Origin of the sequence: Sphingomonas panaciterrae (assembly GCF_036890205.1) — a bacterium.
GTDB classification, from domain to species: domain Bacteria; phylum Pseudomonadota; class Alphaproteobacteria; order Sphingomonadales; family Sphingomonadaceae; genus Sphingomonas; species Sphingomonas panaciterrae.
Genome location: NZ_JAKNQR010000001.1, coordinates 897,568 through 919,371, shown reverse-complemented (window position 1 = coordinate 919,371; position 21,804 = coordinate 897,568). Strand labels below are relative to the sequence as shown.

General features: G+C 68.7%; 22 protein-coding genes and 1 tRNA gene. 14 read left to right on the top strand and 9 right to left on the bottom strand.

Going from position 1 to position 21,804, the window contains the following annotated elements; translation table 11 throughout:
• Nucleotides 1-4: 4 nt before the first annotated feature.
• The 9 genes from L8F96_RS04530 (at nt 5) to L8F96_RS04490 (ending at nt 9,282) form a co-directional block, all read left to right on the top strand.
• Nucleotides 5-925 carry a cytochrome c oxidase subunit 3 gene (locus tag L8F96_RS04530; RefSeq protein WP_046407846.1) on the top strand — a complete coding sequence of 307 codons (921 nt, stop codon included), beginning with the start codon at nt 5-7 and terminating at the stop codon, nt 923-925.
• 142 nt (nt 926-1,067) lie between these two features.
• Nucleotides 1,068-1,676, top strand: coding sequence for an SURF1 family cytochrome oxidase biogenesis protein (locus L8F96_RS04525; RefSeq protein WP_136450725.1), 609 nt, complete (start codon nt 1,068-1,070; stop codon nt 1,674-1,676).
• A 99-nt stretch (nt 1,677-1,775) separates the two neighbouring features.
• Complete coding sequence (gene thrC, locus L8F96_RS04520) at nt 1,776-3,173, top strand: threonine synthase (protein ID WP_334655242.1); 1,398 nt, start codon at nt 1,776-1,778, stop codon at nt 3,171-3,173.
• 120 nt (nt 3,174-3,293) lie between these two features.
• Complete coding sequence (locus L8F96_RS04515; RefSeq protein WP_046407851.1) at nt 3,294-4,820, top strand: peptide chain release factor 3; 1,527 nt, start codon at nt 3,294-3,296, stop codon at nt 4,818-4,820.
• A gap of 59 nt (nt 4,821-4,879) precedes the next feature.
• Nucleotides 4,880-5,059, top strand: a complete 180-nt coding sequence (locus L8F96_RS04510) for a hypothetical protein (RefSeq protein WP_046407892.1) — start codon at nt 4,880-4,882, stop codon at nt 5,057-5,059.
• Between the two features lie 60 nt (nt 5,060-5,119).
• Nucleotides 5,120-6,256, top strand: a complete 1,137-nt coding sequence (locus L8F96_RS04505; protein WP_417158942.1) for a BaiN/RdsA family NAD(P)/FAD-dependent oxidoreductase — start codon at nt 5,120-5,122, stop codon at nt 6,254-6,256.
• Between the two features lie 133 nt (nt 6,257-6,389).
• Nucleotides 6,390-8,264 carry a signal peptide peptidase SppA gene (sppA, locus tag L8F96_RS04500; RefSeq protein ID WP_334655240.1) on the top strand — a complete coding sequence of 625 codons (1,875 nt, stop codon included), beginning with the start codon at nt 6,390-6,392 and terminating at the stop codon, nt 8,262-8,264.
• Complete coding sequence (locus L8F96_RS04495) at nt 8,261-8,707, top strand: hypothetical protein (protein WP_334655239.1); 447 nt, start codon at nt 8,261-8,263, stop codon at nt 8,705-8,707. Before sppA ends, L8F96_RS04495 begins: the two co-directional genes overlap by 4 nt.
• On the top strand, nt 8,704-9,282 hold the full coding sequence (locus tag L8F96_RS04490; protein WP_334655237.1) for a GNAT family N-acetyltransferase: 579 nt from the start codon (nt 8,704-8,706) through the stop codon (nt 9,280-9,282). Before L8F96_RS04495 ends, L8F96_RS04490 begins: the two co-directional genes overlap by 4 nt.
• Before the next feature lie 3 nt (nt 9,283-9,285).
• Here L8F96_RS04490 and L8F96_RS04485 read toward each other — a convergent pair whose 3' ends face one another.
• Both L8F96_RS04485 and L8F96_RS04480 read right to left on the bottom strand, forming a co-directional pair.
• Complete coding sequence (locus L8F96_RS04485; RefSeq protein ID WP_046407856.1) at nt 9,286-9,912, bottom strand: trimeric intracellular cation channel family protein; 627 nt, start codon at nt 9,910-9,912, stop codon at nt 9,286-9,288.
• Between the two features lie 75 nt (nt 9,913-9,987).
• Nucleotides 9,988-10,572, bottom strand: coding sequence for a hypothetical protein (locus tag L8F96_RS04480; RefSeq protein WP_136450719.1), 585 nt, complete (start codon nt 10,570-10,572; stop codon nt 9,988-9,990).
• A gap of 108 nt (nt 10,573-10,680) precedes the next feature.
• Between L8F96_RS04480 and glpX the strand changes: the two genes are divergently transcribed.
• Both glpX and L8F96_RS04470 read left to right on the top strand, forming a co-directional pair.
• Nucleotides 10,681-11,652: a class II fructose-bisphosphatase gene (gene glpX, locus L8F96_RS04475; protein ID WP_046407859.1), complete on the top strand. Its 972-nt coding sequence runs from the start codon at nt 10,681-10,683 to the stop codon at nt 11,650-11,652.
• A 41-nt stretch (nt 11,653-11,693) separates the two neighbouring features.
• Nucleotides 11,694-12,461, top strand: coding sequence for a CPBP family intramembrane glutamic endopeptidase (locus L8F96_RS04470; protein WP_334655234.1), 768 nt, complete (start codon nt 11,694-11,696; stop codon nt 12,459-12,461).
• An 88-nt stretch (nt 12,462-12,549) separates the two neighbouring features.
• Here the strand turns inward: L8F96_RS04470 and nusG are convergent, their stop codons facing one another.
• The 5 genes from nusG to L8F96_RS04445 form a co-directional block, all read right to left on the bottom strand.
• Entirely contained in the window at nt 12,550-13,086 is a 537-nt protein-coding gene (gene nusG / locus L8F96_RS04465; RefSeq protein WP_046407860.1) for a transcription termination/antitermination protein NusG, read from the bottom strand.
• Nucleotides 13,087-13,107: 21 nt separating this feature from the next.
• Nucleotides 13,108-13,305: a preprotein translocase subunit SecE gene (secE, locus tag L8F96_RS04460; RefSeq protein ID WP_046407863.1), complete on the bottom strand. Its 198-nt coding sequence runs from the start codon at nt 13,303-13,305 to the stop codon at nt 13,108-13,110.
• 252 nt (nt 13,306-13,557) lie between these two features.
• Nucleotides 13,558-13,634 (bottom strand) — tRNA-Trp (locus tag L8F96_RS04455).
• A 37-nt stretch (nt 13,635-13,671) separates the two neighbouring features.
• Complete coding sequence (locus tag L8F96_RS04450) at nt 13,672-15,987, bottom strand: putative bifunctional diguanylate cyclase/phosphodiesterase (protein ID WP_334655230.1); 2,316 nt, start codon at nt 15,985-15,987, stop codon at nt 13,672-13,674.
• Between the two features lie 127 nt (nt 15,988-16,114).
• A complete protein-coding gene (locus L8F96_RS04445; protein WP_334655228.1) occupies nt 16,115-17,026 on the bottom strand; it encodes a glutathione S-transferase family protein in 912 nt (303 codons plus the stop codon).
• Between the two features lie 120 nt (nt 17,027-17,146).
• Here L8F96_RS04445 and L8F96_RS04440 point away from each other — a divergent pair, with 120 nt between their 5' ends.
• A complete protein-coding gene (locus tag L8F96_RS04440) occupies nt 17,147-18,307 on the top strand; it encodes a serine hydrolase domain-containing protein (protein ID WP_334655227.1) in 1,161 nt (386 codons plus the stop codon).
• Between the two features lie 4 nt (nt 18,308-18,311).
• Here L8F96_RS04440 and L8F96_RS04435 read toward each other — a convergent pair whose 3' ends face one another.
• The gene (locus L8F96_RS04435; RefSeq protein ID WP_334655226.1) at nt 18,312-19,379 is read right to left on the bottom strand and encodes a phosphotransferase family protein; all 1,068 of its coding nucleotides are present in this window, start codon (nt 19,377-19,379) and stop codon (nt 18,312-18,314) included.
• Between the two features lie 132 nt (nt 19,380-19,511).
• Between L8F96_RS04435 and L8F96_RS04430 the strand changes: the two genes are divergently transcribed.
• On the top strand, nt 19,512-20,219 hold the full coding sequence (locus L8F96_RS04430) for a TetR/AcrR family transcriptional regulator (RefSeq protein WP_222119801.1): 708 nt from the start codon (nt 19,512-19,514) through the stop codon (nt 20,217-20,219).
• Here the strand turns inward: L8F96_RS04430 and L8F96_RS04425 are convergent.
• On the bottom strand, nt 20,194-21,270 hold the full coding sequence (locus L8F96_RS04425) for a GNAT family N-acetyltransferase (RefSeq protein WP_334655225.1): 1,077 nt from the start codon (nt 21,268-21,270) through the stop codon (nt 20,194-20,196). The genes L8F96_RS04430 and L8F96_RS04425 overlap by 26 nt on opposite strands.
• 80 nt (nt 21,271-21,350) lie before the next feature.
• Here L8F96_RS04425 and L8F96_RS04420 point away from each other — a divergent pair, with 80 nt between their 5' ends.
• On the top strand, nt 21,351-21,800 hold the full coding sequence (locus tag L8F96_RS04420; RefSeq protein ID WP_186314001.1) for a DUF2721 domain-containing protein: 450 nt from the start codon (nt 21,351-21,353) through the stop codon (nt 21,798-21,800).
• Nucleotides 21,801-21,804: the final 4 nt, after the last annotated feature.

Below are 21,804 nucleotides of genomic sequence, written 5' to 3'. Positions count from 1 at the left end.
CCCGATGGCCGGCGCCAAGAACCACGATTACCACATTCTCCCACCCGATCCCTGGCCGATCATCAGCTCCTTCTCGGCGCTGGCGATGGCGGCTGGCGGCATCATGTGGATGCACGGAGGCCATGTCGACAAGCCGAACGGCGGCGGCTGGCTGTTCTTCGCCGGCCTGGCGGCTGTGCTGTTCTCGATGTTCTGCTGGTGGCGCAACGTCATCCGCGAAGGCCGCGCGGGCGATCACACGCCGGTCGTGCAGCTGCATTTCCGCTATGGCATGATCCTGTTCATCGCCTCCGAGGTGATGTTCTTCGTCGGCTGGTTCTGGGCCTATTTCGATTTCGCGCTGTTCCCCGATGCGATCGTCTTCGTCGACGGCGCGGTGGAGCGCGTGACCGAGGGTGCGGCGCTGGCCGCGCAGTGGCCGCCCAAGGGCATGGAGGTGATCAACGCCTTCGAACTGCCGCTGCTCAACACGCTGATCCTGCTTTTGTCGGGCACCACCATCACCTGGGCGCACCATGCGCTGATCCACAACCAGCGTGGCGGCGAGAAGACCGGCCTGTGGGGCATGATCGGCGTCGGCAACCGCGACGGCGTGCTGAAGGGCCTGTGGGTCACGGTCGTCCTCGGCCTGATCTTCAGCATGATCCAGGCCTATGAGTACATGCACGCCCCGTTCCCGTTCAAGGGACTGAACTATGGCGCGGCGTTCTTCATGGCGACCGGTTTCCACGGTTTCCACGTCATCGTCGGCACGATCTTCCTGATCGTCTGCCTGATGCGCGCCTATAAGGGCGACTTCACGCCCAAGGCGCATTTCGGGTTCGAAGCCGCCGCCTGGTACTGGCACTTCGTCGACGTGGTGTGGCTGTTCCTGTTCGTCTCCATCTACATCTGGGGTGGCTGGGGCGCACCGGTCCACGGCTGACCGACGACCCGATCCACTGGATCGACAAGCAAGCGGGCGTGGCTCCACCGGAGCCGCGCCCGTTCGCGTTTGGGGATGCCACCAGCCCCGCCATGCGATGTGACCTTGCCAGCGGGGGCGGCGGCAGGGCAGGGCGGGCGGCATGAGGCGGCTGCCAATCCTTCCCACCATCATCGTCGCGCTGGCGGTTGCCACGATGATCGGCCTTGGCCTGTGGCAGTTGCGCGTGCGCCTGCCGCAGAAGGAGGCGCAGCTGGCGCAGCTCGCCGCCAACCCGTCGCGGCCGGCGGTGCCGTTTCCGCGCAGCCCGGACGATTCGCTGCTGTTCCGCGCCAGCGTCGCCGAATGCGCGCAGGTGACCGGGATCACCCGCGCAGGCGCGGGCAATGCGGGCTATCGCCTGATCGCCACTTGCCTGACGCCGGGCGGGGGCGTGCCGATCAAGGTGCAGCTGGGCACGACTCGCGACCCGACGAAGATGGTCGAGTGGGGCGGGGGCGTGGTGCGCGGCTGGATCAGCCATGCGCCCGACCAGACGCCGCTGATCGCCACGCTGTTCCGCGCAGCGCCCAAGGAGATGCTGCTGGTCGCGGCCGAGCCAGCCGCGGGGCTGACCGCCAACAGCCGGCCAGACATCGGCCTCGTCCCCAACAATCACCTGGCCTATGCCGGGCAATGGTTCTTCTTCGCCGCGGTCGCCGCGCTGATCTACCTCGTCGCGCTGCGCCGGCGGCTGGCAAGCCGCGCCTGACCCGGCCACGCCGCTGACCGACAGCGCGAAGCTGAGCTAGGCGGCGGGCAAGGAGGGCGCGGTTGCGAGGGGGCGGTCGCCGGGCTAACGCGCACGTCCATGCGGTACATCAGCACTCGCGGGGCAGCCCCTACGCTTGACTTTCGCGGCGCGACGCTGGCGGGGCTCGCGTCGGACGGCGGCCTGTACGTGCCCGATCACTGGCCGACGCTGAGCGCCGACGAGATCGCGGGGCTGGCCGGCCTGTCCTATGTCGATACCGCGGTGGCGGTGATGGCGCCGTTCATCGGCGACTCGCTGAGCCGGGACGAGCTGCGCGCGCTGTGTGAGCAGGCCTATGGCCGCTTTTCGCACGCCGCGGTCACGCCGCTGCGCCAGCTGGACCACGACCAATGGGTGCTGGAGCTGTTTCACGGCCCGACGCTGGCGTTCAAGGACGTGGCGCTGCAGCTGCTGGGTCTGTTGTTCGAGCGGTTCCTGAAGGATGACGATGGCGCGCCGCTGACCATCGTCGGCGCGACCAGCGGCGATACCGGGTCGGCGGCGATCGATGCCGTTGCCGGGCGCGAGAAGATCGACATCTTCATGCTCCACCCCGCCGGCCGCGTGAGCGACGTTCAGCGCCGGCAGATGACGACGGTGCGCGCGCCCAACGTCCACAATATCGCGATCCGCGGCGATTTCGACACGGCGCAGGCGCTGGTGAAGGCGATGTTCAACGACCCCGCCTTTTCCGGGCGATTCCGGCTGAGCGCGGTCAATTCGATCAACTGGGCGCGGCTGATGGCGCAGGTGGTCTATTATTTCCACGCCGCCGTTCGGCTGGGCGCGCCGGGGCGGCCGATCGCGTTCAGCGTGCCGACGGGCAATTTCGGCGACGTCTTCGCCGGCTATGTCGCCGCGCGCATGGGGCTGCCGATCGAGCGGCTTATCGTCGCCACCAACGTCAACGACATCCTCCACCGCGCGCTGTCCGCCGGGGATTATTCCTCCGCCACGGTGGTGCCGACCGCCACGCCGTCGATGGATATCCAGGTGTCGTCAAATTTCGAGCGGCTGCTGTTCGACCTGGGCGATCGCGACGGGGCGGCGCTGGCGGCGCAGATGCAGGGGTTCGAGGCGTCGAAGGCGATGCGGCTGACCAATGCGCAGCATGGCGGCGCGGCGGCGCATCTGGCGAGCGCGAGCGTCGATGCCGACGGCATGGCGCTGGCCATGCGCTGGGCGCATGAACATGCCGGCGCGCTGATCGACCCGCATACCGCGATCGCGCTGTCGGCCGCGCGCAGCGCCGCGTTCGATTGCCCGACGGTGACGCTGGCGACCGCGCACCCGGCCAAATTCCCCGAGGCGGTGGAGCGGGCGACGGGCCTCAGCCCCGCATTGCCGGCGCGCGTCGGCGACCTGTTCGAGCGCGAGGAAGCGTTCGTGACGCTGGACGCTACCTTTGACGCGGTGAGTGCCTATATAGCCGAGCGCGCGACTCCGCGTTCCTGACCCTTCTGCCGTTCGCATGTTGAAGGGGCGTGCCAGCCACGCTCCGATCGGCTGCGTGCCACGCGGGGTCTGCCCGAACCGCAAAGTCGAAGCGCGCCCTTACGTTCGCAGGATTCATTGATGCCATCCCCCCGCCGTACCTTCGCGATCATCTCGCACCCTGACGCCGGCAAGACGACGCTGACCGAAAAGCTTCTGTATGTCGGCGGCGCGATCCACCTGGCGGGCGAAGTGAAGGCGCGGGGGCAGAACCGGCGCGCGCGATCGGACTGGATGAAGATCGAGCAGCAGCGCGGCATCTCCGTCACGTCCTCCGTCATGACGTTCGAGAAGGACGGCGTGTTCTTCAACCTGCTCGATACGCCGGGCCACGAGGATTTCAGCGAGGACACGTATCGCACGCTGACCGCGGTCGATTCGGCGGTGATGGTGATCGACGCGGCGCGCGGCATCGAGGCGCAGACGCGCAAGCTGTTCGAGGTGTGCCGCCTGCGCAATGTGCCGATCATCACCTTCGTCAACAAGGTCGATCGCGAGGGGCGGCCGGTGTTCGAGCTGCTCGACGAGATTGCCGACATGCTGGCGCTGGACGTGTGCCCGATGAGCTGGCCGGTCGGCATGGGCGGCACGTTCCAGGGCGTGCTTGACCTGAAGACCAACCGCATCAGCCGCCCGGATGGCGACAGCCGCACGTTCCAGGGGCGGGTCGAGGATGCGCCCGAACTGCCGCCCGAGATCGCCGAGGAGATCGAGCTGGCGCAGGCGGGCTATGCCGCGTTCGACCCCGAGGCGTATCGCGCCGGCGACCTGACGCCGGTCTATTTCGGGTCGGCGCTGAAGGATTTCGGCCCCGCCGAGCTGATCGCCGCGCTGGCCGAATACGCGCCGCCGCCGCGCCCGCAGCCGGCCGAGCCCGCGCCGGTGCAGCCCGACGAGAAGGACGTCACCGGCTTCGTCTTCAAGGTGCAGGCGAACATGGACCCGCAGCACCGCGACCGGATCGCGTTCATGCGGCTGTGCTCGGGCACGTTCAAGCGCGGCATGAAGCTGACCCCGACCGGGCATGGCAAGCCGATCGCGGTCCATTCGCCGATCCTGTTCTTCGCCCAGGATCGCGAGATCGCCGACGAGGCGTTTCCGGGCGACATCATCGGTATTCCCAACCACGGCACGTTGCGCGTCGGCGATACGCTGAGCGAGAAGCCGGGGGTGCGGATCACCGGCCTGCCGAACTTCGCGCCGGAAATCCTGCGCCGCGTCGCGCTGAAGGATCCGACCAAGACCAAGCAGTTGCGCAAGGCATTGGATGACCTCAGCGAAGAAGGCGTGATCCAGGTGTTCTATCCCGAGATCGGATCGAACTGGATCATCGGCGTCGTCGGGCAGCTTCAGCTGGAAGTGCTGCTGTCGCGGCTGGAGGCGGAATATAAGGTCGCCGCCAATCTGGAGCCATCGCCGTTCGACACCGCGCGCTGGATATCCTCGGACGATCCCGCCGCGCTGAAGGAATTCACCGATCTGAACCGCGGCGCGCTGGCCAAGGATCGCGACGGCAATCCGGTGTTCCTGGCGAAGAGCGCGTGGGAAGTCGGATATATCGCCGATCGTTATTCCAAGGTCACCTTCGCGGCGACTCGCGAGCGGTGACAGGCGCCGCTCATCCCGCGCGGGATGACGGTGGACGCTGGATAGAGTAGGATATGGCCATGGCCGAACGCTTTGAACGACATCGCCAGCCGTGGAAGCCGGACGAAATCCAGAAGCTGCACACGCTGGCCAAGAAGGGCATGGCGCTGAAGGCGATCGCCAAGGCGCTGACCCGTAGCGAGGAATCGGTGAAGGAGCAGGCGAAGCGCGACGGATTGTCGATCGCCAAGCTGCACTGACCGGACGTGACCGCGCAGGATTATGACGCCATCGTGCTGGGGGCCGGCGCGGCGGGGCTGATGTGTGCCGCGGTCGCCGGGCAGCGCGGGCGGCGCGTGCTGGTGATCGACCATGCCGAAAAGGCCGGGAAGAAGATCCTGATCTCCGGCGGCGGGCGGTGCAATTTCACCAACATCGGCACCGCGCCCGACCGCTTCCTGTCGGCCAACCCGCATTTCGCGCGATCGGCGCTGGCGCGCTACACGCCCGCCGACTTCCTGGCGCTGGTCGAGCGATACGGGATTGCCTGGCACGAAAAGACGCTGGGGCAATTGTTCTGCGACGGTTCCGCGCGGCAGATCGTGGCGATGCTGCTGGAGGAATGCGCCAGGGGCGGGGTCGATTTCGCGCTTGGCCGGCCGGTCGGCGGGGTCGAGCATGGGGCTGACGGGTTTCGCGTGGCGATCGGCGGGGGACGGAACGTTCCGTTCACGGCGCGCGCGCTGGTGGTGGCGACGGGCGGGCCGTCGATCCCCAAGATGGGCGCGACCGGTTTCGCCTATGACCTGGCGCGGCAGTTCGGGATGAAGGTGGTGGAGCCACGCCCGGCGCTGGTGCCGCTGACGCTGGGCGGGGACGATCCGTTTCGCGCGCTGGCGGGTGTCGCGACCCCGGTCGTGGCGCGGGCGGGGAAGGCGGCGTTCCGTGAGGCGATGCTGTTCACGCACCGTGGGCTGTCGGGGCCGGCGATCCTTCAGGTGTCATCCTATTGGCGGCATGGCGACCCGATCATCGTCGACCTCGTCCCCGATCGCGGGGAGGGCTGGCTGCGCGAGGCGAAGCGGGCGACGCCGCGCGCCGGCGTCGGCAAGCTGCTCGCCGGGGCGTTGCCGCAGCGGCTGGCGGATGCGTTGGCGGAGATGCTGGGGCTGCGCGGGGAACTGGCCAATTTGTCCGACGCGAAGCTGGCGGCGGCGGAGCAGGCGCTGGCGGCATGGCGTTTCGTGCCCAATGGCAGCGAGGGGTTCGCCAAGGCGGAGGTGACGGTGGGCGGGGTATCGACCGCGGACCTTTCGTCACAGACGCTGGAATCGCGCAAGGTGCCGGGGCTGTATGTGATCGGTGAGGCGGTGGACGTCACCGGCTGGCTGGGCGGATATAATTTCCAATGGGCCTGGGCGAGCGGCTGGGCGGCGGCGCAGGCGCTTTGGCCCTGATGCTGTGACCCTGATGCTGTGACCGGGGACGTTCCGGGCCGGGACGCGCGGCGCGCGCGCTAAGTGAGGGCGCGTATTGCTGATGCCATACACCATCGGCTAGATCGATCGACGATTATCCCGGGAAAACATGATGAAGCTGGTTCGCGGCGCGTGGAAATTGCTGGTCGGCATCAAGGACGCGCTCGTGCTCGTCGCGATGCTGCTGTTCTTTGCGCTGCTGTTCGCGGCGCTGAATTCGCGGCCGAGCGCGCCGTCGATCAAGGACGGCGCGCTGGTGCTGGCGCTGAACGGCCCGATCGTCGAGCAGCCCCAGGAAGTGGACCCGCTGGCATTGGTGTCGGGGCAGCAGATCGGCCAGCAATACCGGCTGCGCGACGTGGTGCGCGCGATCGACGCGGCGAAGGATGACGCGCAGGTCAAGGCGATCGTCCTCGATCTCGACCGGTTCGGTGGCGGCTATCCGGCGACGCTGGCCGAGGTTGCCGATGCGCTGCTGCGCGCGCGGCAGGCGGGGAAGCCGGTGCTGGCATTTGCCACCGCCTATACCGATGGCGGCTATCGCCTGGCGGCGGCGGCGAGCGAGATCTGGACAGCGCCGCTGGGCGGGATCGCGCTGTCCGGTCCGGGCGGCAGCCGGCTGTACTACAAGGGGCTGATCGACAAGCTGGGCGTCGACGTCCACGTGTTCCGCGTCGGCAAGTTCAAGTCGGCGGTCGAGCCCTATACCCGTACCGACGAGAGCGCGGAATCGCGCGCGGCGTCGGAGGCGCTGTACGGATCGCTGCTGGACCAGTGGAAGGACGGCGTCGCCCGCGCCCGGCCAAAGGCGCAGATCGCCCGCTGGCTGGAGCAGCCGGCCGAGCTCGCCCGGTCGGCACAGGGCGACATCAGCAAGGTGGCGCTGGCGACCGGCATGGTCGACAAGATCGGTGATCGCCTGGCGTTCGGCCGCCGCGTCGCCGAGCTGGCGGGTACTGAGAGCGGCAAGCCCGCCGGGTGGTTCAACCAGATCAAATATGCCGCCTATGTCAGCGCCAATCCGGCGCCCAATGGCGGCGAGATCGGCGTCGTGACGGTGGCGGGCGAGATCGTCGATGGCAAGGCCGCGCCGGGCACCGCCGGCGGCGAGACGATTTCCAAGTACATCCTCGACGGGCTGGCGCAGAACAAGCTGAAGGCGCTGGTGGTCCGGGTCGATTCGCCGGGCGGGTCGGTGATGGCGTCCGAGCAGATCCGCGCCGCGGTGCTGCAGGCCAAGCGGCAGGGGCTGCCGATCGTCGTGTCGATGGGCGGGCTGGCTGCGTCGGGCGGATATTGGGTGTCGACCCCGGCCGACGTGATCTTTGCCGAGCCGCAGACGATCACCGGATCGATCGGCATTTTCGGCCTCGTCCCGACGTTCGAGCAAACGCTGGCCAAGATCGGCATCACCACCGATGGCGTGAAGCTGACGCCGCTGGCCGGGCAGCCGGACCTTCTGGGTGGGTTGAACGAGCAGACCGACATGGTGCTGCAATCGACCATCGAGCATGGCTATCGCGAGTTCGTGCGGCTGGTGTCGCAATCGCGCAAGCTGCCCGTCGCGCGGGTCGACGAGATCGCGCAGGGCCGCGTGTGGGATGGCGGCACGGCGCGGCAGATCGGGCTGGTCGATCGCTTCGGTTCGCTGAACGACGCGATCAAGGAAGCGGCGCGCCGCGCGAAGCTGGACCCCGACACGGCCAAGCCCAACTACCTGGAGAAGAAGCCGACCTGGGCGAGCCAGATCGTGCAGCAGATCGGTAGCCGCGAGGAGGACAGCGGCGCAGCGCCGGCCGACGCCTTTGCGCGGATCGGCTGGGTCCAGCGCCAGGCGATGGCGCAGGCGGCGGGCGACCTGCGGCGGCTGGCCGCGGGCGGCGGCGTGCAGGCACGCTGCCTGGAGTGCGGCGGGCTGGGGCCGCAGCAGGCGACGGCGAGCGACGCACGGCTGATGGACCTGCTGCTGGCGCGGCTGGGTCTGTGATCGTCGGCCCTGTAACCATGATGGGTGCGGCGCTGTTGCTGGTGCAGGCGGCGGCGCCCGCCGGCGGCGCGCCGGAGCCGGCCGCGGCAGTGACGGTGCAGGCGGCCTCGCCCCGCAGCCTGTCGGGACGGTTCACCTGCGGTACCGTGACCTATGAGTTGCAGCTGACCGCCGCGCCGGCGACGGGCAATCCGGTGATGCTTGACCGGCTGACGGCGGGCGGCAAGCCGGTCGATGCCGGCGTGCTGGCGGAGGTGCGGCGGATGGCGGCGCGACTGGCCGATGCGCAATCGCTGGACGTCCGCTGCCGCAGCGACGGCACCGGCGAGCTCAGCATCTATGGCACGCAAGGCGTCGCCGGTGCCGCACCGCGACGCGCGCGGGTGCGCGGCATCCTGGAGGGTGGGCGGATCAGCGCGCTGACGGTCGCGGTCCAGCGGTGACGCTGGCGATCCGCGCGGCACGGGCGGGAGACGCCGCTGCGGTCGCCGCCATCTACGCCCCCTTCGTCACCAGTGACGTCGTGTCGTTCGAGACCGAGGCGCCCGACGAAGCGCAGATGGCGCTGCGCATGACGGGCACGGACGGGCTGTATCCCTGGCTGGTGGCGACGGTGGCCGGGCCGGCGGGCGAGACGATCGCCGGCTATGCCTATGCCGGCCGGTTCCGCGAGCGTGCGGCCTATCGCCATGTGGTGGAAACGTCGATCTACCTGTCGCCCGAGGCGCGCGGGCGCGGCATCGGGCGGTGGCTGTACCAGGCGCTGCTGGAGACGCTGCGCGTGCAGCATTTCACCCAGGCGATGGGGGTCATCACGCTGCCCAACGACCGATCGGTGCGGTTGCACGAGGCGGTCGGATTTCGCCCCGTCGGCGTGCTGGAGGCGGTGGGCCACAAATATGGCCGCTGGATCGACGTCGGTCTGTGGCAATGCGCGCTGGGCGAGCGCGATGCGCCTGCCGCCGACATATTGCCGTTCACCGAGGCCGGGGTGCGGTTGCCGGGGGGCGGCAACTGAGGATCAGCGCCGGCCGCGATAGGCGGGAAGGTGGATCTGCCAGTGGATCGCCGCGGCGCGCAGCGCGAAGCCGGCAGAGGCGGCGATCATCGCCGCTGCCCAACCGGGGAGCGCGACATAGGTGAGGCCGACGTAGAGCGCGGCGGCGAGCGCGGCAGCCGTCACATAGAGTTCCGGCCGCATCAGGATCGAGGGTTCGTTGGCCAGCACGTCGCGGATGATGCCGCCGACGCAGCCGGTGACCACTCCCATCACAAAGGCCGGAACCGGCGGCACGCCATAGCCGATCGCCTTGGCCGCGCCGTAGACGGCATAGGCGGCGAGCCCGACGGCATCGAACCAGTCGAGCGCCTGGCCGCGCCACCAGCGTTCGGGCGTGACCCAGATCAGCAGGCCGACGCCAAGGCACACGGTCGACGCGCGGCTGTCGACGATCCAGAACACCGGCGCGCCGATCAGGAGATCGCGCATCGTGCCCCCGCCGACGCCGGTGATGAGGGCAAAGAAGAGCAACGTCACCAGCGTCTGCGCGCGCCGGGCCGCGGCCAGCGCGCCCGAGGCGGCGAAGACGGCGAGCCCCGCAAGGTCGAACCAGGCGGCGAAGGCGGGAAGGATCGTGTCGCTTTCCATGATCGCGCCGGTGCTAGCAGGGGGCGGGGGTAGGGGTGAGGGGCGACGTCGCGGGCGACCCGGCATCACTGGTCATCATGGCTCGCGCCATTGATCGAGCGCGGCCTCATACGCCTCCCGTGCGTCGATGCGGCGGCGATCGAGCCGGGTGCGCTCGGCGGCCTGCGCCTTGTCGAGCGCGCGGCGTTTGGCGGCGAGCGCCTGTTCCTCGCGGCGCAGCGCCTCGCGTTCTGCCTTGTGACGCGCCTCGGCCGCGGCGAGGGCGGCGTCGGCCTGGTCGAGTCTGGTGCGCTTTGGCTTGGGTTTCGGTTTTGGCTTAGGCTCCGGCTTGGGCTTGGGCTTGGGTGCTGCCTTGGGCTGCGGCCGGCCCTTGGCCCTTGCGGCGGGGGTTTCCGGCGCGCTCGCTTTCGACGGGGCGCGCGTCGATCGGCGGGGTGGGGGCTCGTCGGCGTCGTCCATCGTGCGGGCGACGCGGATCACCTCACCCGGGTGATCGAGCGGGGCGGCCATCAGCGCGGGGTCGGTCACTTCCTCCGCGATGCCGCGCGCGAAGAGATTGGCATCACTGCCCCATGCCGCGAGCGCCGCCTTCTGGCTGGTCGCCGCGACATAGGCGTCGTGAAAGCCAGCGGGGGTGCGATAGACCTTCAGCTTCGCCATGCGGCCACTTGTCGCTCGGCGACGGCGGGCGGGCAAGCGGCGTCTCGACACGGTCGCGGTTGATGCCTATCGCATCGGCGAAACAACGATTTTTCTTTGGGGGATTGAATGCCGACACCCAGCAAGGTGCTTGATCGCGTTCTGGTGCTTGAAATGGTTCGCGTGACGGAAGCGGCGGCGATCGGCGCCTCCACCCTGATCGGGCGCGGCGACGAAAAGGCTGCCGACGCAGCCGCGGTCGAGAAGATGCGCGAGGCGCTCAACACGCTCGACATCGACGGCACGGTCGTGATCGGCGAGGGCGAGCGCGACGAGGCGCCGATGCTGTACATTGGCGAGAAGGTCGGCGCGGCGCAGGGCACCGGGCCGAAGATCGACATCGCGCTCGATCCGCTGGAAGGCACCACCATCTGCGCCAAGGCTGGCCCCAACAGCCTGGCCGTGCTGGCGATCGGCGAGGAAGGCTGCCTGCTGAACGCGCCCGACGTGTACATGGAAAAGCTGGCGGTCGGCCCGGGGCTGCCCGAGGGCGTGATCGACCTCGACAAGTCGCCGACCGAGAACGTCAAGGCAGTGGCCGCGGCGAAGGGCGTCGAGCCCAACGAGATCATCGTGTGCGTGCTGGATCGCCCGCGCCACGAGAAGATGATCGCCGAGCTGCGCTCGATCGGGTGCGGCGTGGTGCTGATCGGCGACGGCGACGTCGCTGGCGTGATCGCGACGACCGATCCCGACACGACGATCGACATGTACATGGGGTCGGGCGGGGCGCCGGAAGGCGTGCTGGCCTGCGCGGCGCTGCGCTGCGTCGGTGGCCAGTTCAAGGGGCGGCTCTTGTTCCGCAACGAGGACGAGCGGGCCCGGGCGCGCAAATGGGGCATCACCGACCTCGACAAGCAATATGACCTGACCGAGCTGGCGAAGGGCGACTGCATCTTTGCCGCGACCGGCGTGACCGACGGGTCGCTGCTGGAAGGCGTGAAGCGCAAGGGCAAGATCATGACCACCGAGAGTGTCGTCATGCGCGCCTCGTCGGGCACGGTGCGCTGGGTACGCGGCGAGCACCGCCTGAACCGCTGATGCGGCGGGCGTGACCGGGCCGCGGTGAACCGGCCGCGCTGATGCTGGCGGGGACGTCGGCGGGCATGTCGGCGGGGGTGCTGCCGGCCCTGGCGCTGTTGATCGGGGCGATCGCGCTGATCGCCCATGCGCTGCGCAGCCGGCGCAGCATCGCCGCGCGGATCGCCGACGCGGTGCGCGGCGCTTCCCCCTCGCGGCCGCGCGCCTCGCTTGGCTGGGCGGCGGGGATCGCGGGCATGTACGGCGCGACCTCGCTGGTGGCGCTGGCGCTGATCGGGCGGGTCGAGGCGGTGGCGGTGTTGCCGCCCGAGCTGCACGGCGCCTTTGGTATCCTTCCCCTTGATGGCGTGGCGCTGCGCGAGACGGCGCTGGCGATCGGCGGCGGCTTCCTGCTGGGGGCGGGGCTGCTGGCGGTATCGCTATGGCGCAAATGGCGCGTGATCGGGCCGACGTACCGCTCACCCGCGATCGCGCGCACGCGTCAGGAGACCGGCGCCGCGTTCGTGCTGGCGGTGACCGCAGGGGTGGCGGAGGAAATGTTCTTCCGGCTGACGGTGCCGCTGCTGGCGGCGATCGTGACCGGGAGCGCGGCGATCGGCTGCGTGCTGGGCTGGGCGCTGTTCACGCTGGCGCACCGCTACCAGGGGCGCGGCGGGATGATCGCGGTTGGCCTGGTCGGCGCGGGGCTGGGGTGGCTGTATCTGTCGACCGGGCTGTTATGGGCCGCGATGCTGCTGCATGCTGTGGTCGACGTGAATGCGCTGATCGTCAGGCCGTGGCTGGAGCGGCGCTTTGGCCGCGGCCGATGACGGCGGTGGCGGCAGGGCAATGAGCGCCGCTGCGTGACGGCGCTCTCCCTCCCGGCCGGATGGCGGGAAGGAGAGCGGAGCCGTGCGATTACTTGCTGCGTTCGACCTGTTCGAAGTCGAGTTCGACCGGGGTGGCGCGGCCGAAGATCGACACCGACACCTTGACCTTGGCCTTGTCGAAATCGAGTTCCTCGACGGTGCCGTTGAAGCTCGCGAACGGGCCGTCGAGCACCTTGACCGAATCGCCGATCTCGAAATCGACCTTGATCTTGGTCTTCGGCGCGGCGGCGGCCTCTTCCTTGCTGTTGAGCATGCGCGCGGCCTCCGCCTCGCTCACCGCCTGCGGCTTGCCCGAGGAACCGAGGAAGCCGGTGACCTTGGGCGTGTTCTTGACGAGGTGATAGACCTGGTCAGTCATCTCGAGCTTGGCAAGCACATAGCCCGGCATGAACTTGCGCTCGACCTGGACCTTCTTGCCGCGACGCGCTTCCTGCACCGTCTCGGTGGGCACTTCGATCCGCTCGACCAGCTGTTCGAGGCCCATGCGGCTGGCCTCGGCCATGATCGCGTCGCGAACCTTGCCCTCGAAGCCCGAATAAGCGTGGATAATGTACCAGCGTGGCATGTTGCGGGCGCGTCCTTTTTCTTACTTGGCCAGGCTGAGCAGGGCGTTGACGATCGCGTTGAAGACCGTGTCGACGCCAAGGAAGAAGAGCGCCAGGATGGTCGTCATGATCATCACCATGACGCCGGTCATGATCGTTTCGCGCCGGCTCGGCCACACGACCTTCCTGGTCTCGGCACGAACCTGGTTGATGAACTCGATCGGGGACGTCTTCGCCACGTGCGTTAGCCTTTTAATCGTTCGATACCGCGAGCGGGGCATGTGCCTTCTACCGCGTCCCCGGGGGGAAACGATGAAAAAGCCGTCCGCGCTGTCGGATGCGTCCAGCGAAATAGCGATGCGCGCCGTCAAGAGCAAGGGCGCACGGCATGCCGCGCAAAAGGGACGGGTCGTGAGGGGCGGCAGGGCGCGCGGGAGATCGTGGCGCCGGATATGTCCGCCGGATCGTGCGGCCTGGCCGCACCGGATGCTTGGCAGGGGAGCTCGGATTCGAACCGAGGGCCTTCGGTTTTGGAGACCGACGCTCTAACCAGCTGAGCTACACCCCTGCAGCGACACGGCCCTTAGCGGCCCTGGCGCAAAGGTTCAAGCGGCACGAAACGCGGGGCCCGTCCGGCCAGCCAGGGCGCGTGCCTCGCTCACCGGGAGCGGGCGGCCGAAGTAGAAACCCTGGATCTTGGAGACGCCGAGCGCGCGTACGAGCGTCAGTTCGTCGGAGGTTTCCACCCCCTCTGCCGTCGTCGCCATGCCGAGGCTGCCGGCGAGCGCGACGACCGCGCGGATGATCGCCAGCGCCTCCGGCACGCCCTTTGCCGCGGCGGTCACGAAGCTGCGGTCGACCTTGATCGAGGAAAAGCGCGTGCGCGACAGATAGCCGAGCGATGAATAGCCAGTGCCGAAATCATCGAGGCTGAGCCGCACGCCCAGTTCGAGGATGCGGTCCAGCACCTTCACCGCGCCGGTCCCCTCGCGCATGAACACGCTTTCGGTGACCTCCAGTTCCAGCCGGTGCGGCGCGAGCTTCGTGCTGGCGAGCGTGCGGGCGACGACCGCGACGAAATTGGGGTTGTGCAGCTGTTCGGGCGAGACGTTGATCGCGACGCGCACGTCATCGGGCCAGCGGGTCGCCTCCTCGCAGGCGGTGCGCACGACCCATTCGCCGATCGGCCCGATCAGCCGGGTCTCCTCCGCCAGCGGGATGAATTTCGCGGGCGAGATCGTGCCGAATTCGGGATTGTGCCAGCGCAGCAGCGCCTCGAAGCCGGACAGACGCTCGCTCGTCGCATCGACGACGGGCTGATAGTCGAGCTGCAGCTCGCCGCGGTCAAGCGCCTTGCGCAGCGCCATTTCGAGCACGCGCCGCTCCTCCGCATCGACATGAAGCTGCGGCTCATAGGCGTGGAAGACGCCGCCGCCGGCGTCCTTTGAGCGATAGAGCGCAAGATCGGCCGAGCGGATCAGCGTTTCCGCAGTGCGGCCGTCACGCGGCGAGGTGGCGACGCCGACCGAAGCGCCGATGTAGAGCGTGTGCTGATCGACCTCATAGGGTTGCGACAGCGTGTCGATGATTGTGCGGGCGAGCGATTCGACCCGCGCCGGATCAGTCGCATCATTGACGACGACGGCGAATTCGTCGCCGCCGAGCCGGCCGATCAGCTCGTTTTCGGTGATGAGCTGGCCGAGCCGCTCGGCAACGCGGCCCAGCAGGCGATCGCCGATCGGATGGCCAAGCGTGTCGTTCACCGCCTTGAAGCGATCAAGGTCGATCATCATGAACGCGGCGCGGCTGCCCCAGCGTTCCGCCTCCGCCAGCGCGCGCGCCAGCGCCTCGTTGACGTAGAGCCGGTTGGGAAGGCCGGTGAGCGCGTCGAAGCGGGCCAGCCGGTTGATCTTGTCGGCCGACGTGCGCTGTTCGGTGACGTCGGAGCCGACGCCGCGGAAGCCGACGAAACGGCCGCTTTCGTCGTGGCGCGGGCTGGCGGTGATTTCCCACCAATGCTGCTTGCCGCCGACGATCACCGGCAGCACCAGATCGCGGAACGGCTCGCGCCGTTTCAGCTTGTCGGCGAGCAGGCGGAGCCCGGGGCTGAAATCGCCGGTGTCCCAGCTGGGGCCAGCGAGCGCCTGGAGCAGCGACATGCCCTCCAGCTGATCGGGGGTGTAGCCGAGCGCACTGGCAACCCGAGTGCTGACGCGGCAGAGCCGCCGCTGCGCATCGGTTTCCCACAGCCAGTCGGCGCGCGAATCCTCGAACTCGCCGAGCAGCAGGCTGACGGTTTCATTGCTGTCGGAGAGGTTCAGCTCGATCGCGCGCAGCATGACATGGAACCGGGCGCGCGTGATGCAGGCGGCGACCAGCAGCGCGGCGAAGATCAAGGTCGCGAGCGCCGGGATGATCGCTTGCTGGAGCAGTAGCAGGAGGATCGCAGAGGCCGCGACGCCGCCGATGAAGCTGAGCGCGGCAAGAACCAGCGGCGCCATGGCGAAGGCAGCCGCGGTCATCAGCACCGACAGGATCATCCACAGGTCGAAGGTCGCCGCCGGCGCGGTGGCGGCGAAGACGAGCGGCGGGAAGCTCCAGATCGCGGCGAGCGCGAGCCCTTCGAGCGCGGTGTCCCGCATCTCCTGCAGCGAGGCCTGCCCCTCCGCCAGATGCCGCGTGTTGAGGCGGCGAAGGGTGATGAGGGTCGATACCGCGACCAGCCCGACGAACCAGGTCGCGAGCCACCAATGCGGTACGCGCCCGTTGAACAGAATCGACACCGCAACCGCGCCCGACAGATTGGCGGCGAGCAGGAACAGCGCGAGTCGGCGGCCGACAAACAGCTGAGTCGCGCGCAACCGCCCCCACAATTCCGGGTCGTCACCATTCCGGATACCCAGCAGCTGCCATAAAGGCACGGGGACCGGACCAGGGCTGAACGGCAGTTTCACGACACCCGGATGACACGCTCAGGGTTTATTTATCGTTTCCATCGCCGTGATGCGCGCATCCTTTCCGCTGTGTACCGCGGAAATGGCGCAACAATCAGTGGGCGGGTGTTAGCGCGAAGCCGAGCCGGGGCAGGTGGACGACCACCGATCCCGCGCGGTCGTCATCACGCGCGATCGACCAATGGTGCGGCGATGATCCGACGAGTCGGCCCGCGACCGGATCACGACCGTAATCGGTGGCGGCGACGGTGACGGTGCGGCCGGCGAGCGCCTGATCGGCGGGATCGACGCTGGCGGGGGCGGGCGTGGCGTCGCGCGCGGCCGCGATCGCATCCTCCCGCGTGGCCGCGCCGCGATCACCATGGCCGATCGCCACCACCCGGTCATACCAGGCGGCGAGGCCGGGCAGATCGAGGAAGGCGTCTGCCGCCGGGGCGTGGAAGGAACGCACGAACCACAGATTGTAGAAGGCGTTGGTATCGGCGAGGCCGGGGCGGTCGCCGGTGAGGAAGGCGCGGCCGTCGGCAAGTTGATCGCTCACCAGCGCGGCGTGGCTGCGCAGCTGCGCGGCCATATAGGGGACGGCGGCGGCCATCGCCTCCGGGTTGAAGGGCGCGCCGCTCAATTTCTCGCGATCGGCGCGGAAGGCGGGATCGACCTTGTCACCCAAGCCGCCGAAGATGACGCCGACCGCCGCCTGGAAGAACGAGCGGTCGGTCCATTGCGCCAACGCCTGATCGAGCCCGGTGCTGCCGGTGGGAAAGAGCGAGGGGCTGGGAAAGCGGCGTTCCAGCTCGCGCACGATCAGCACGCTGTCGCAATAGATGTCGGCGCCGATCTGCATTACCGGGATTCGGCGATAGGCGCCGGTGAGCGCCAGCAGATCGGGCTTGGGCATGATCACCGGCTGGTCGACCGCGGCCCAGGCGAGCTGCTTGATGCCGAGGCAAACACGCACCTTTTCGGAAAAGGGCGAGCTGTCATACTGGTGCAGCAGGATGGTCATGGCGGTCCTCTTCCGGTCGCTGCTCGTGGGCGGCAGCATGAGCGGGAGGATTACCGTTGTGCACAATTAAGTCGATCGTTTTCTTTCGGGCGGGCGATCGAGGGGGTGAGGGGAATGGTGATGCTGCTGATGATGCTGGCCGCTGCGAGTGCGCCGATGGCGAGCGTCCGGGTGGCGTTCGACCGCGACGGCGTGACGACGGTCGACAGCCGCGGGTTGGCAGACGCCGCAAGCGGCCGGGCGGTGACGGCGGATGATCCGGTGCGGATCGCCTCCATCTCGAAGCTGGTGGTGGCGATCGGGGTGATGCGGCTGGTGGAGCAGGGGGTGCTCGACCTTGATGCCGATGTGTCCGAGCGGCTTGGCTGGCGGCTGCGCCACCCGAATTATCCCGATGTGCCGATCACGTTACGCCTGCTGCTGTCGCACCGTTCGGGCCTGACCGATCATGCCGGCTATCTGATCGCGCTGGGCGAGGGCATCCAGGGCGCGGTGGCGGAGCCGAAGGCGTGGGATGACGCGAACCCGCCGGGGCGGTTCTTTCGCTACACCAACCTCAACTTTCCCGTGGTGGCGAGCGTGATGGAGCGGGCGACGGGTGAGCGGTTCGACCGGCTGATGGAGCGGCTGGTGCTGGCGCCGCTGAAGCTCGACGCCTGTTTCAACTGGGCCGGGTGCAGCGCCGAGGCGAAGGCGCGCGCGGTGGTGCTGTATGACGAGGGAAAACCGGTGCGCGACGAACAGGCGTTCATCGCCGGCTGTCCGGTCACGCCCGCAAAGGATGGCAGCTGCGACCTCACGACCTGGCAGGCGGGGCGCAATGGCGCGCTGTTCTCGCCGCAGGGTGGGCTTCGCATCTCGATGCGCGGGCTGGCCAAGATCGGGCGACTGCTGCTGAGCGACGGGTCGGTGGATGGCGTGCGATTGTTGTCGCCGGCGTCGATGCGGGTGCTGACGACGCCCGAATGGACGTTCGACGGTAGTAATGGCGTGCAGAATGAGGAGGCGGAGAGCGGGGTGCGCGCGGGCGGCTTCAACTGCCGCTATGGCCTGGCGGTCAGCTTTACCGCGACGCCGCTGCCGGCCTGCCGCGATGATCCGGTGGGCGACCGGCGGCCACGGATCGGCCATGCGGGCGAGGCCTATGGCCTGCGGTCGGGCCTGTGGGTCGATCGCGCGGCCGGCACCGGAATCGCCTATTTCGCGACCAACGTGACGCCCGAGCCGGGCGCGCGATCGGCGCTGACGCTGACCGAGGAGCGGCTGGCGCGGGGCGAGTGAGGCCCTAGAGCAAAGGCTTGTCGATGCGGCGCAGCGCGCGGTCGAACAGCGAGATGGTATGCGCGTGGAGCGCATCGCCGATCGGTTTTGGGGTCAGGCCGGCGCAGGCGCGGGCGTGGCTTCCCTCCAGGATCGCACCGAGCTTGAACGGGGCGAGGACGGTGTACCAGCGCGCCTCCGCCGCGGTGCGGCCGGTGGCGGCGAGATAGCGATCGGCGATTTCGGCCAGCGTGGGGAAGCCGTCCCACGGCGTGACCGACAGCCGCGGATTGGCCTCATCGGGGTCGCGCCACGTCGCCGTCAGCCAGCCGAGATCGAGCAACGGATCGCCGCGGCTGGCGAGTTCCCAGTCGACGATCGCGGCGAGCGCCGGCGAGTCCGGCCGGTACATGACGTTGGAGAGGTGATAATCGCCGTGGATCAGCCCAGGGCGCATCGTCGTCGGGCGGTTCGCCTCCAGCCAGGCGCAGATCGCATCGACATCGGGCAGCGCGTCGAGCCCGGTCCAGCCGTCGAACTTGGCATAGCCATCCAGTTGCGCGCGCCAGCGCGGCACCTGCCGTTCGAGCCAGCCGTCGAGCTTCCCCAGATCGTCCAGCCCCGCCTCATGCGGGTCGACCCGCGACAGTGCGACCGCGCCGTCGACGATCGCCTCGCCCATCTGGCGGCGCACATCGGCGCTTTCGGCATGGAGCGGGGGCAGGCCGACGGTGGCGTTGAAGCCGTCGATCGGCTCCATCAGGTAGAAAGCGGTGCCCAGCACGGCCGGATCACCCTCACCGGCGATGAAGCCGGGGTGGGGCACGGCCGATCCGGCGAGCGCGGCGAGCACCTTCATCTCGCGGCGCATCACCTCGTCGCTTTCGGGGCGCGGGCGGCGCGGCGGGCGGCGCAGGACATAGGTGCGGCCGGCCCGGTCGAAGCGCAGCAGGATGTTCTGCGTGCCGCCGCCCAGCGTCTGCGCGCCGGTGATCGGCCCGTCGCCGAGCCCCTGGCGATCCATCCAGCGCGCGAGCACGTCGAGATCGATGAGTTCCGCCCATGCCTCACGATCATGCGCCAATGCCGCCATCTCTCTCCCGCTCCGCCGTTGACAGGTCGCCGCTTCTAAGTCGGTCGCCTTAGCATGGCGGCGGGGCCGGGATGCGTCAATCTAAGCCATGTGACTTGAACCGCAGGCGCGCATGGCCGATGGTCCCGCCGCATGAACATGGTGCGTCCCCCCTCCGCCGGCCGTGGCGGCTCCACCCGCAACGAGCTGAAGCGCGCCGCGCGCCGCCTGTTCGCCGAACGCGGCATCGCGGCGGTGGGCATGCGCGAGATCGTGGAAGCCGCGGGGCAGCGCAACGCGGCGGCGGTGCATTATTATTTCGGCAGCAAGGACGACCTGCTGCGCGAGCTGGTGGTCGAGGGCGCGGACCTGATCGACGCATCGCGCATGACCATGCTGGACGAGGCGGAGGCGAAGGGCGAGATGTCCTTGCGCGACGTGGTGCGTGCGCTGGTCGTGCCCAATGCCGAGCTGCAGGGCGAGACGGGGGAGGGCGAGACCTATTTCCGGTTCATGACCAGCATGCAGACCGAGCGGCGGCAGATGTTCGACGAATGGGCGGGCGGCGAACATTCCGAAGGCTATGTCCGCTGCCTGGCGCATTTCCACCGGCTGCTGGCGCATCTGCCGCATGCGCTGGTCAACCAGCGGCTGCTGTTCGCCGGCCTGTCGCTGCGGACCTTGCTGGCGGGGCGCGAGGCGGCGCGTGATGCGGGCGCCGGGCCGGATCATCCCTATTGGGGCGAACCGGTGGCGCTGGAGGGGATGATCGATGCGGTGGAGGCAATATTGATGGGGCCACCGCCAGCCGGCGAGGCATCGCGCCCCGCCGGCGCTAGTGTTTCCGCCACGCCAGCCTGAGGAGCGGCGCGAGCGCGGCGGACGCGCCCGGGCGGACCAGCAGATAATCGCGGATCGCCGGGCCGGGCGCGGCGCCGATCGTCCGTTTGTAGCCGCTGTCGCCGGCGCCCCAATCGACCCGGGTGATGCCGCGGTCGAGCGCGTCGACGAGGTTGCGGTAATAAAGCAGCTTGCCCGGCGAATGTTTGCCGAACGTCGGGTCATAGCTGTTGGCGACGGCATATTTCAGGTTGCCGGCGTCAATATCGAAGGAGAAGGCGGCGGGGCGGCCGTTGACCGTCAGCAGCGCGGCGCGGAACATGCCCGCCAGCACCGGATCGGCGGCGGCGGCACGCCAGAAGGCACCGTGGCCCGCGCGGGTGAATTTCGCGTCGCGCCCATCGGTGCGGCTGGCGATCCAGCTGGACCATTCGATCGCGGCGAGATCGTCGAAGGCGGCGGGCCAGTCAGCACCGGTCAGGAACGACCAGCCGAGCGTGCCATGTTCGGCGAGATGCTTTTCGTGGAAGCGGTTCTTGCGCAGCGTCGAATTGCGTGGCCAGACCCCATCGTCCCGTGCGGCCGCCATGTCGAGCAGGAAGCTGGTGGCGATGGTGCGGTCGATCACGCGCCAGCCACTGGCGCGCGCCGCATCGATCAGCGGCGTTGCGGCAGGATCGCCGTCATAGACCGGGCCGATGCGCAGCACGCGGACGGTGTGCGCGAGTGTTGAGAGCAGCGTGTCGAAAGCGGCGGGCGGGGTGTCCTCAGCCACCGGAAAGCTGCGGAACGGCCAGAAGCTGCCCGGCACGGCGGCAAGGCGCGCCAGCCTTGGGCCGACGGTGCGCAGCGGCAGCGCGATGACGGGCGTGTCCCCCGCCTCAACGATCATGGTGCGTACCGAGCCGCCATAGGTCTGCATCGCGGCGGCGAACCAGGCGCGGCGCAGAAAGCCATGGCTGGCAGGCGCGGCGGCGACGTGATCGATTGCCGAGGGCAGGCCCTCCGCCAGACGGACATGCCACGGCCCCGGCGCACGGTTGATTCGGGCACGCGCGGCATGGCTGGTCATGCTTCGTTGCCTATCCTGATCCAGGTTACCAAGCCATTGCTGCTTGTTGCGCCGCCCCGAACAGGCCAGACTCCATGACGATGCCCTATTCGCCCGAAGTCCTCACCATCGCGCAGACCATCCAATTGTCGGTAAGCCCGGTGTTCATGCTGGCCGGCATCGGCGCCTTGCTGAACGTGCTGGCGGGCCGATTGTCGCGGGTGGTGGATCGGTCGCGCAGCCTGCAGGCGCTGCATCCGCGCACTACCGGGCCGGAGCATGACCGGCATGTCATGGAATTGCGGCTGCTGGCGCGGCGGATGAACAACATCAACCATGCGCTGTTCCTGGCGGTATCATCCGCGGTGATGACCTGCCTGGTCGTCGCGCTGCTGTTCGTCGCGGTGCTGGCGGGGCTTCATATCGGCCAGTATCTGGCGGTCTGTTTCATCCTGGCGATGGTCCTTCTGATCGCCAGCCTCGTTCTGTTCATGGTCGAAGTTCACATGTCCATCCGCGCGATCCGGGTGCCTGACGAATTGCTGCGCTGAGGAG

Bases quoted from the DNA above. Each gene is read 5' to 3' on its own strand.
- L8F96_RS04530 (WP_046407846.1), top strand. From the start codon at position 5: ATGGCCGGCGCCAAGAACCACGATTACCACATTCTCCCACCCGATCCC.
- L8F96_RS04525 (WP_136450725.1), top strand. From the start codon at position 1,068: ATGAGGCGGCTGCCAATCCTTCCCACCATCATCGTCGCGCTGGCGGTT.
- thrC (WP_334655242.1), top strand. From the start codon at position 1,776: ATGCGGTACATCAGCACTCGCGGGGCAGCCCCTACGCTTGACTTTCGC.
- L8F96_RS04515 (WP_046407851.1), top strand. From the start codon at position 3,294: ATGCCATCCCCCCGCCGTACCTTCGCGATCATCTCGCACCCTGACGCC.
- L8F96_RS04510 (WP_046407892.1), top strand. From the start codon at position 4,880: ATGGCCGAACGCTTTGAACGACATCGCCAGCCGTGGAAGCCGGACGAA.
- L8F96_RS04505 (WP_417158942.1), top strand. From the start codon at position 5,120: ATGTGTGCCGCGGTCGCCGGGCAGCGCGGGCGGCGCGTGCTGGTGATC.
- sppA (WP_334655240.1), top strand. From the start codon at position 6,390: ATGAAGCTGGTTCGCGGCGCGTGGAAATTGCTGGTCGGCATCAAGGAC.
- L8F96_RS04485 (WP_046407856.1), bottom strand. From the start codon at position 9,912: ATGGAAAGCGACACGATCCTTCCCGCCTTCGCCGCCTGGTTCGACCTT.
- L8F96_RS04480 (WP_136450719.1), bottom strand. From the start codon at position 10,572: ATGGCGAAGCTGAAGGTCTATCGCACCCCCGCTGGCTTTCACGACGCC.
- glpX (WP_046407859.1), top strand. From the start codon at position 10,681: ATGCCGACACCCAGCAAGGTGCTTGATCGCGTTCTGGTGCTTGAAATG.
- L8F96_RS04470 (WP_334655234.1), top strand. From the start codon at position 11,694: ATGCTGGCGGGGACGTCGGCGGGCATGTCGGCGGGGGTGCTGCCGGCC.
- nusG (WP_046407860.1), bottom strand. From the start codon at position 13,086: ATGCCACGCTGGTACATTATCCACGCTTATTCGGGCTTCGAGGGCAAG.
- L8F96_RS04445 (WP_334655228.1), bottom strand. From the start codon at position 17,026: ATGACCATCCTGCTGCACCAGTATGACAGCTCGCCCTTTTCCGAAAAG.
- L8F96_RS04440 (WP_334655227.1), top strand. From the start codon at position 17,147: ATGCTGCTGATGATGCTGGCCGCTGCGAGTGCGCCGATGGCGAGCGTC.
- L8F96_RS04435 (WP_334655226.1), bottom strand. From the start codon at position 19,379: ATGGCGGCATTGGCGCATGATCGTGAGGCATGGGCGGAACTCATCGAT.
- L8F96_RS04430 (WP_222119801.1), top strand. From the start codon at position 19,512: ATGAACATGGTGCGTCCCCCCTCCGCCGGCCGTGGCGGCTCCACCCGC.
- L8F96_RS04425 (WP_334655225.1), bottom strand. From the start codon at position 21,270: ATGACCAGCCATGCCGCGCGTGCCCGAATCAACCGTGCGCCGGGGCCG.
- L8F96_RS04420 (WP_186314001.1), top strand. From the start codon at position 21,351: ATGCCCTATTCGCCCGAAGTCCTCACCATCGCGCAGACCATCCAATTG.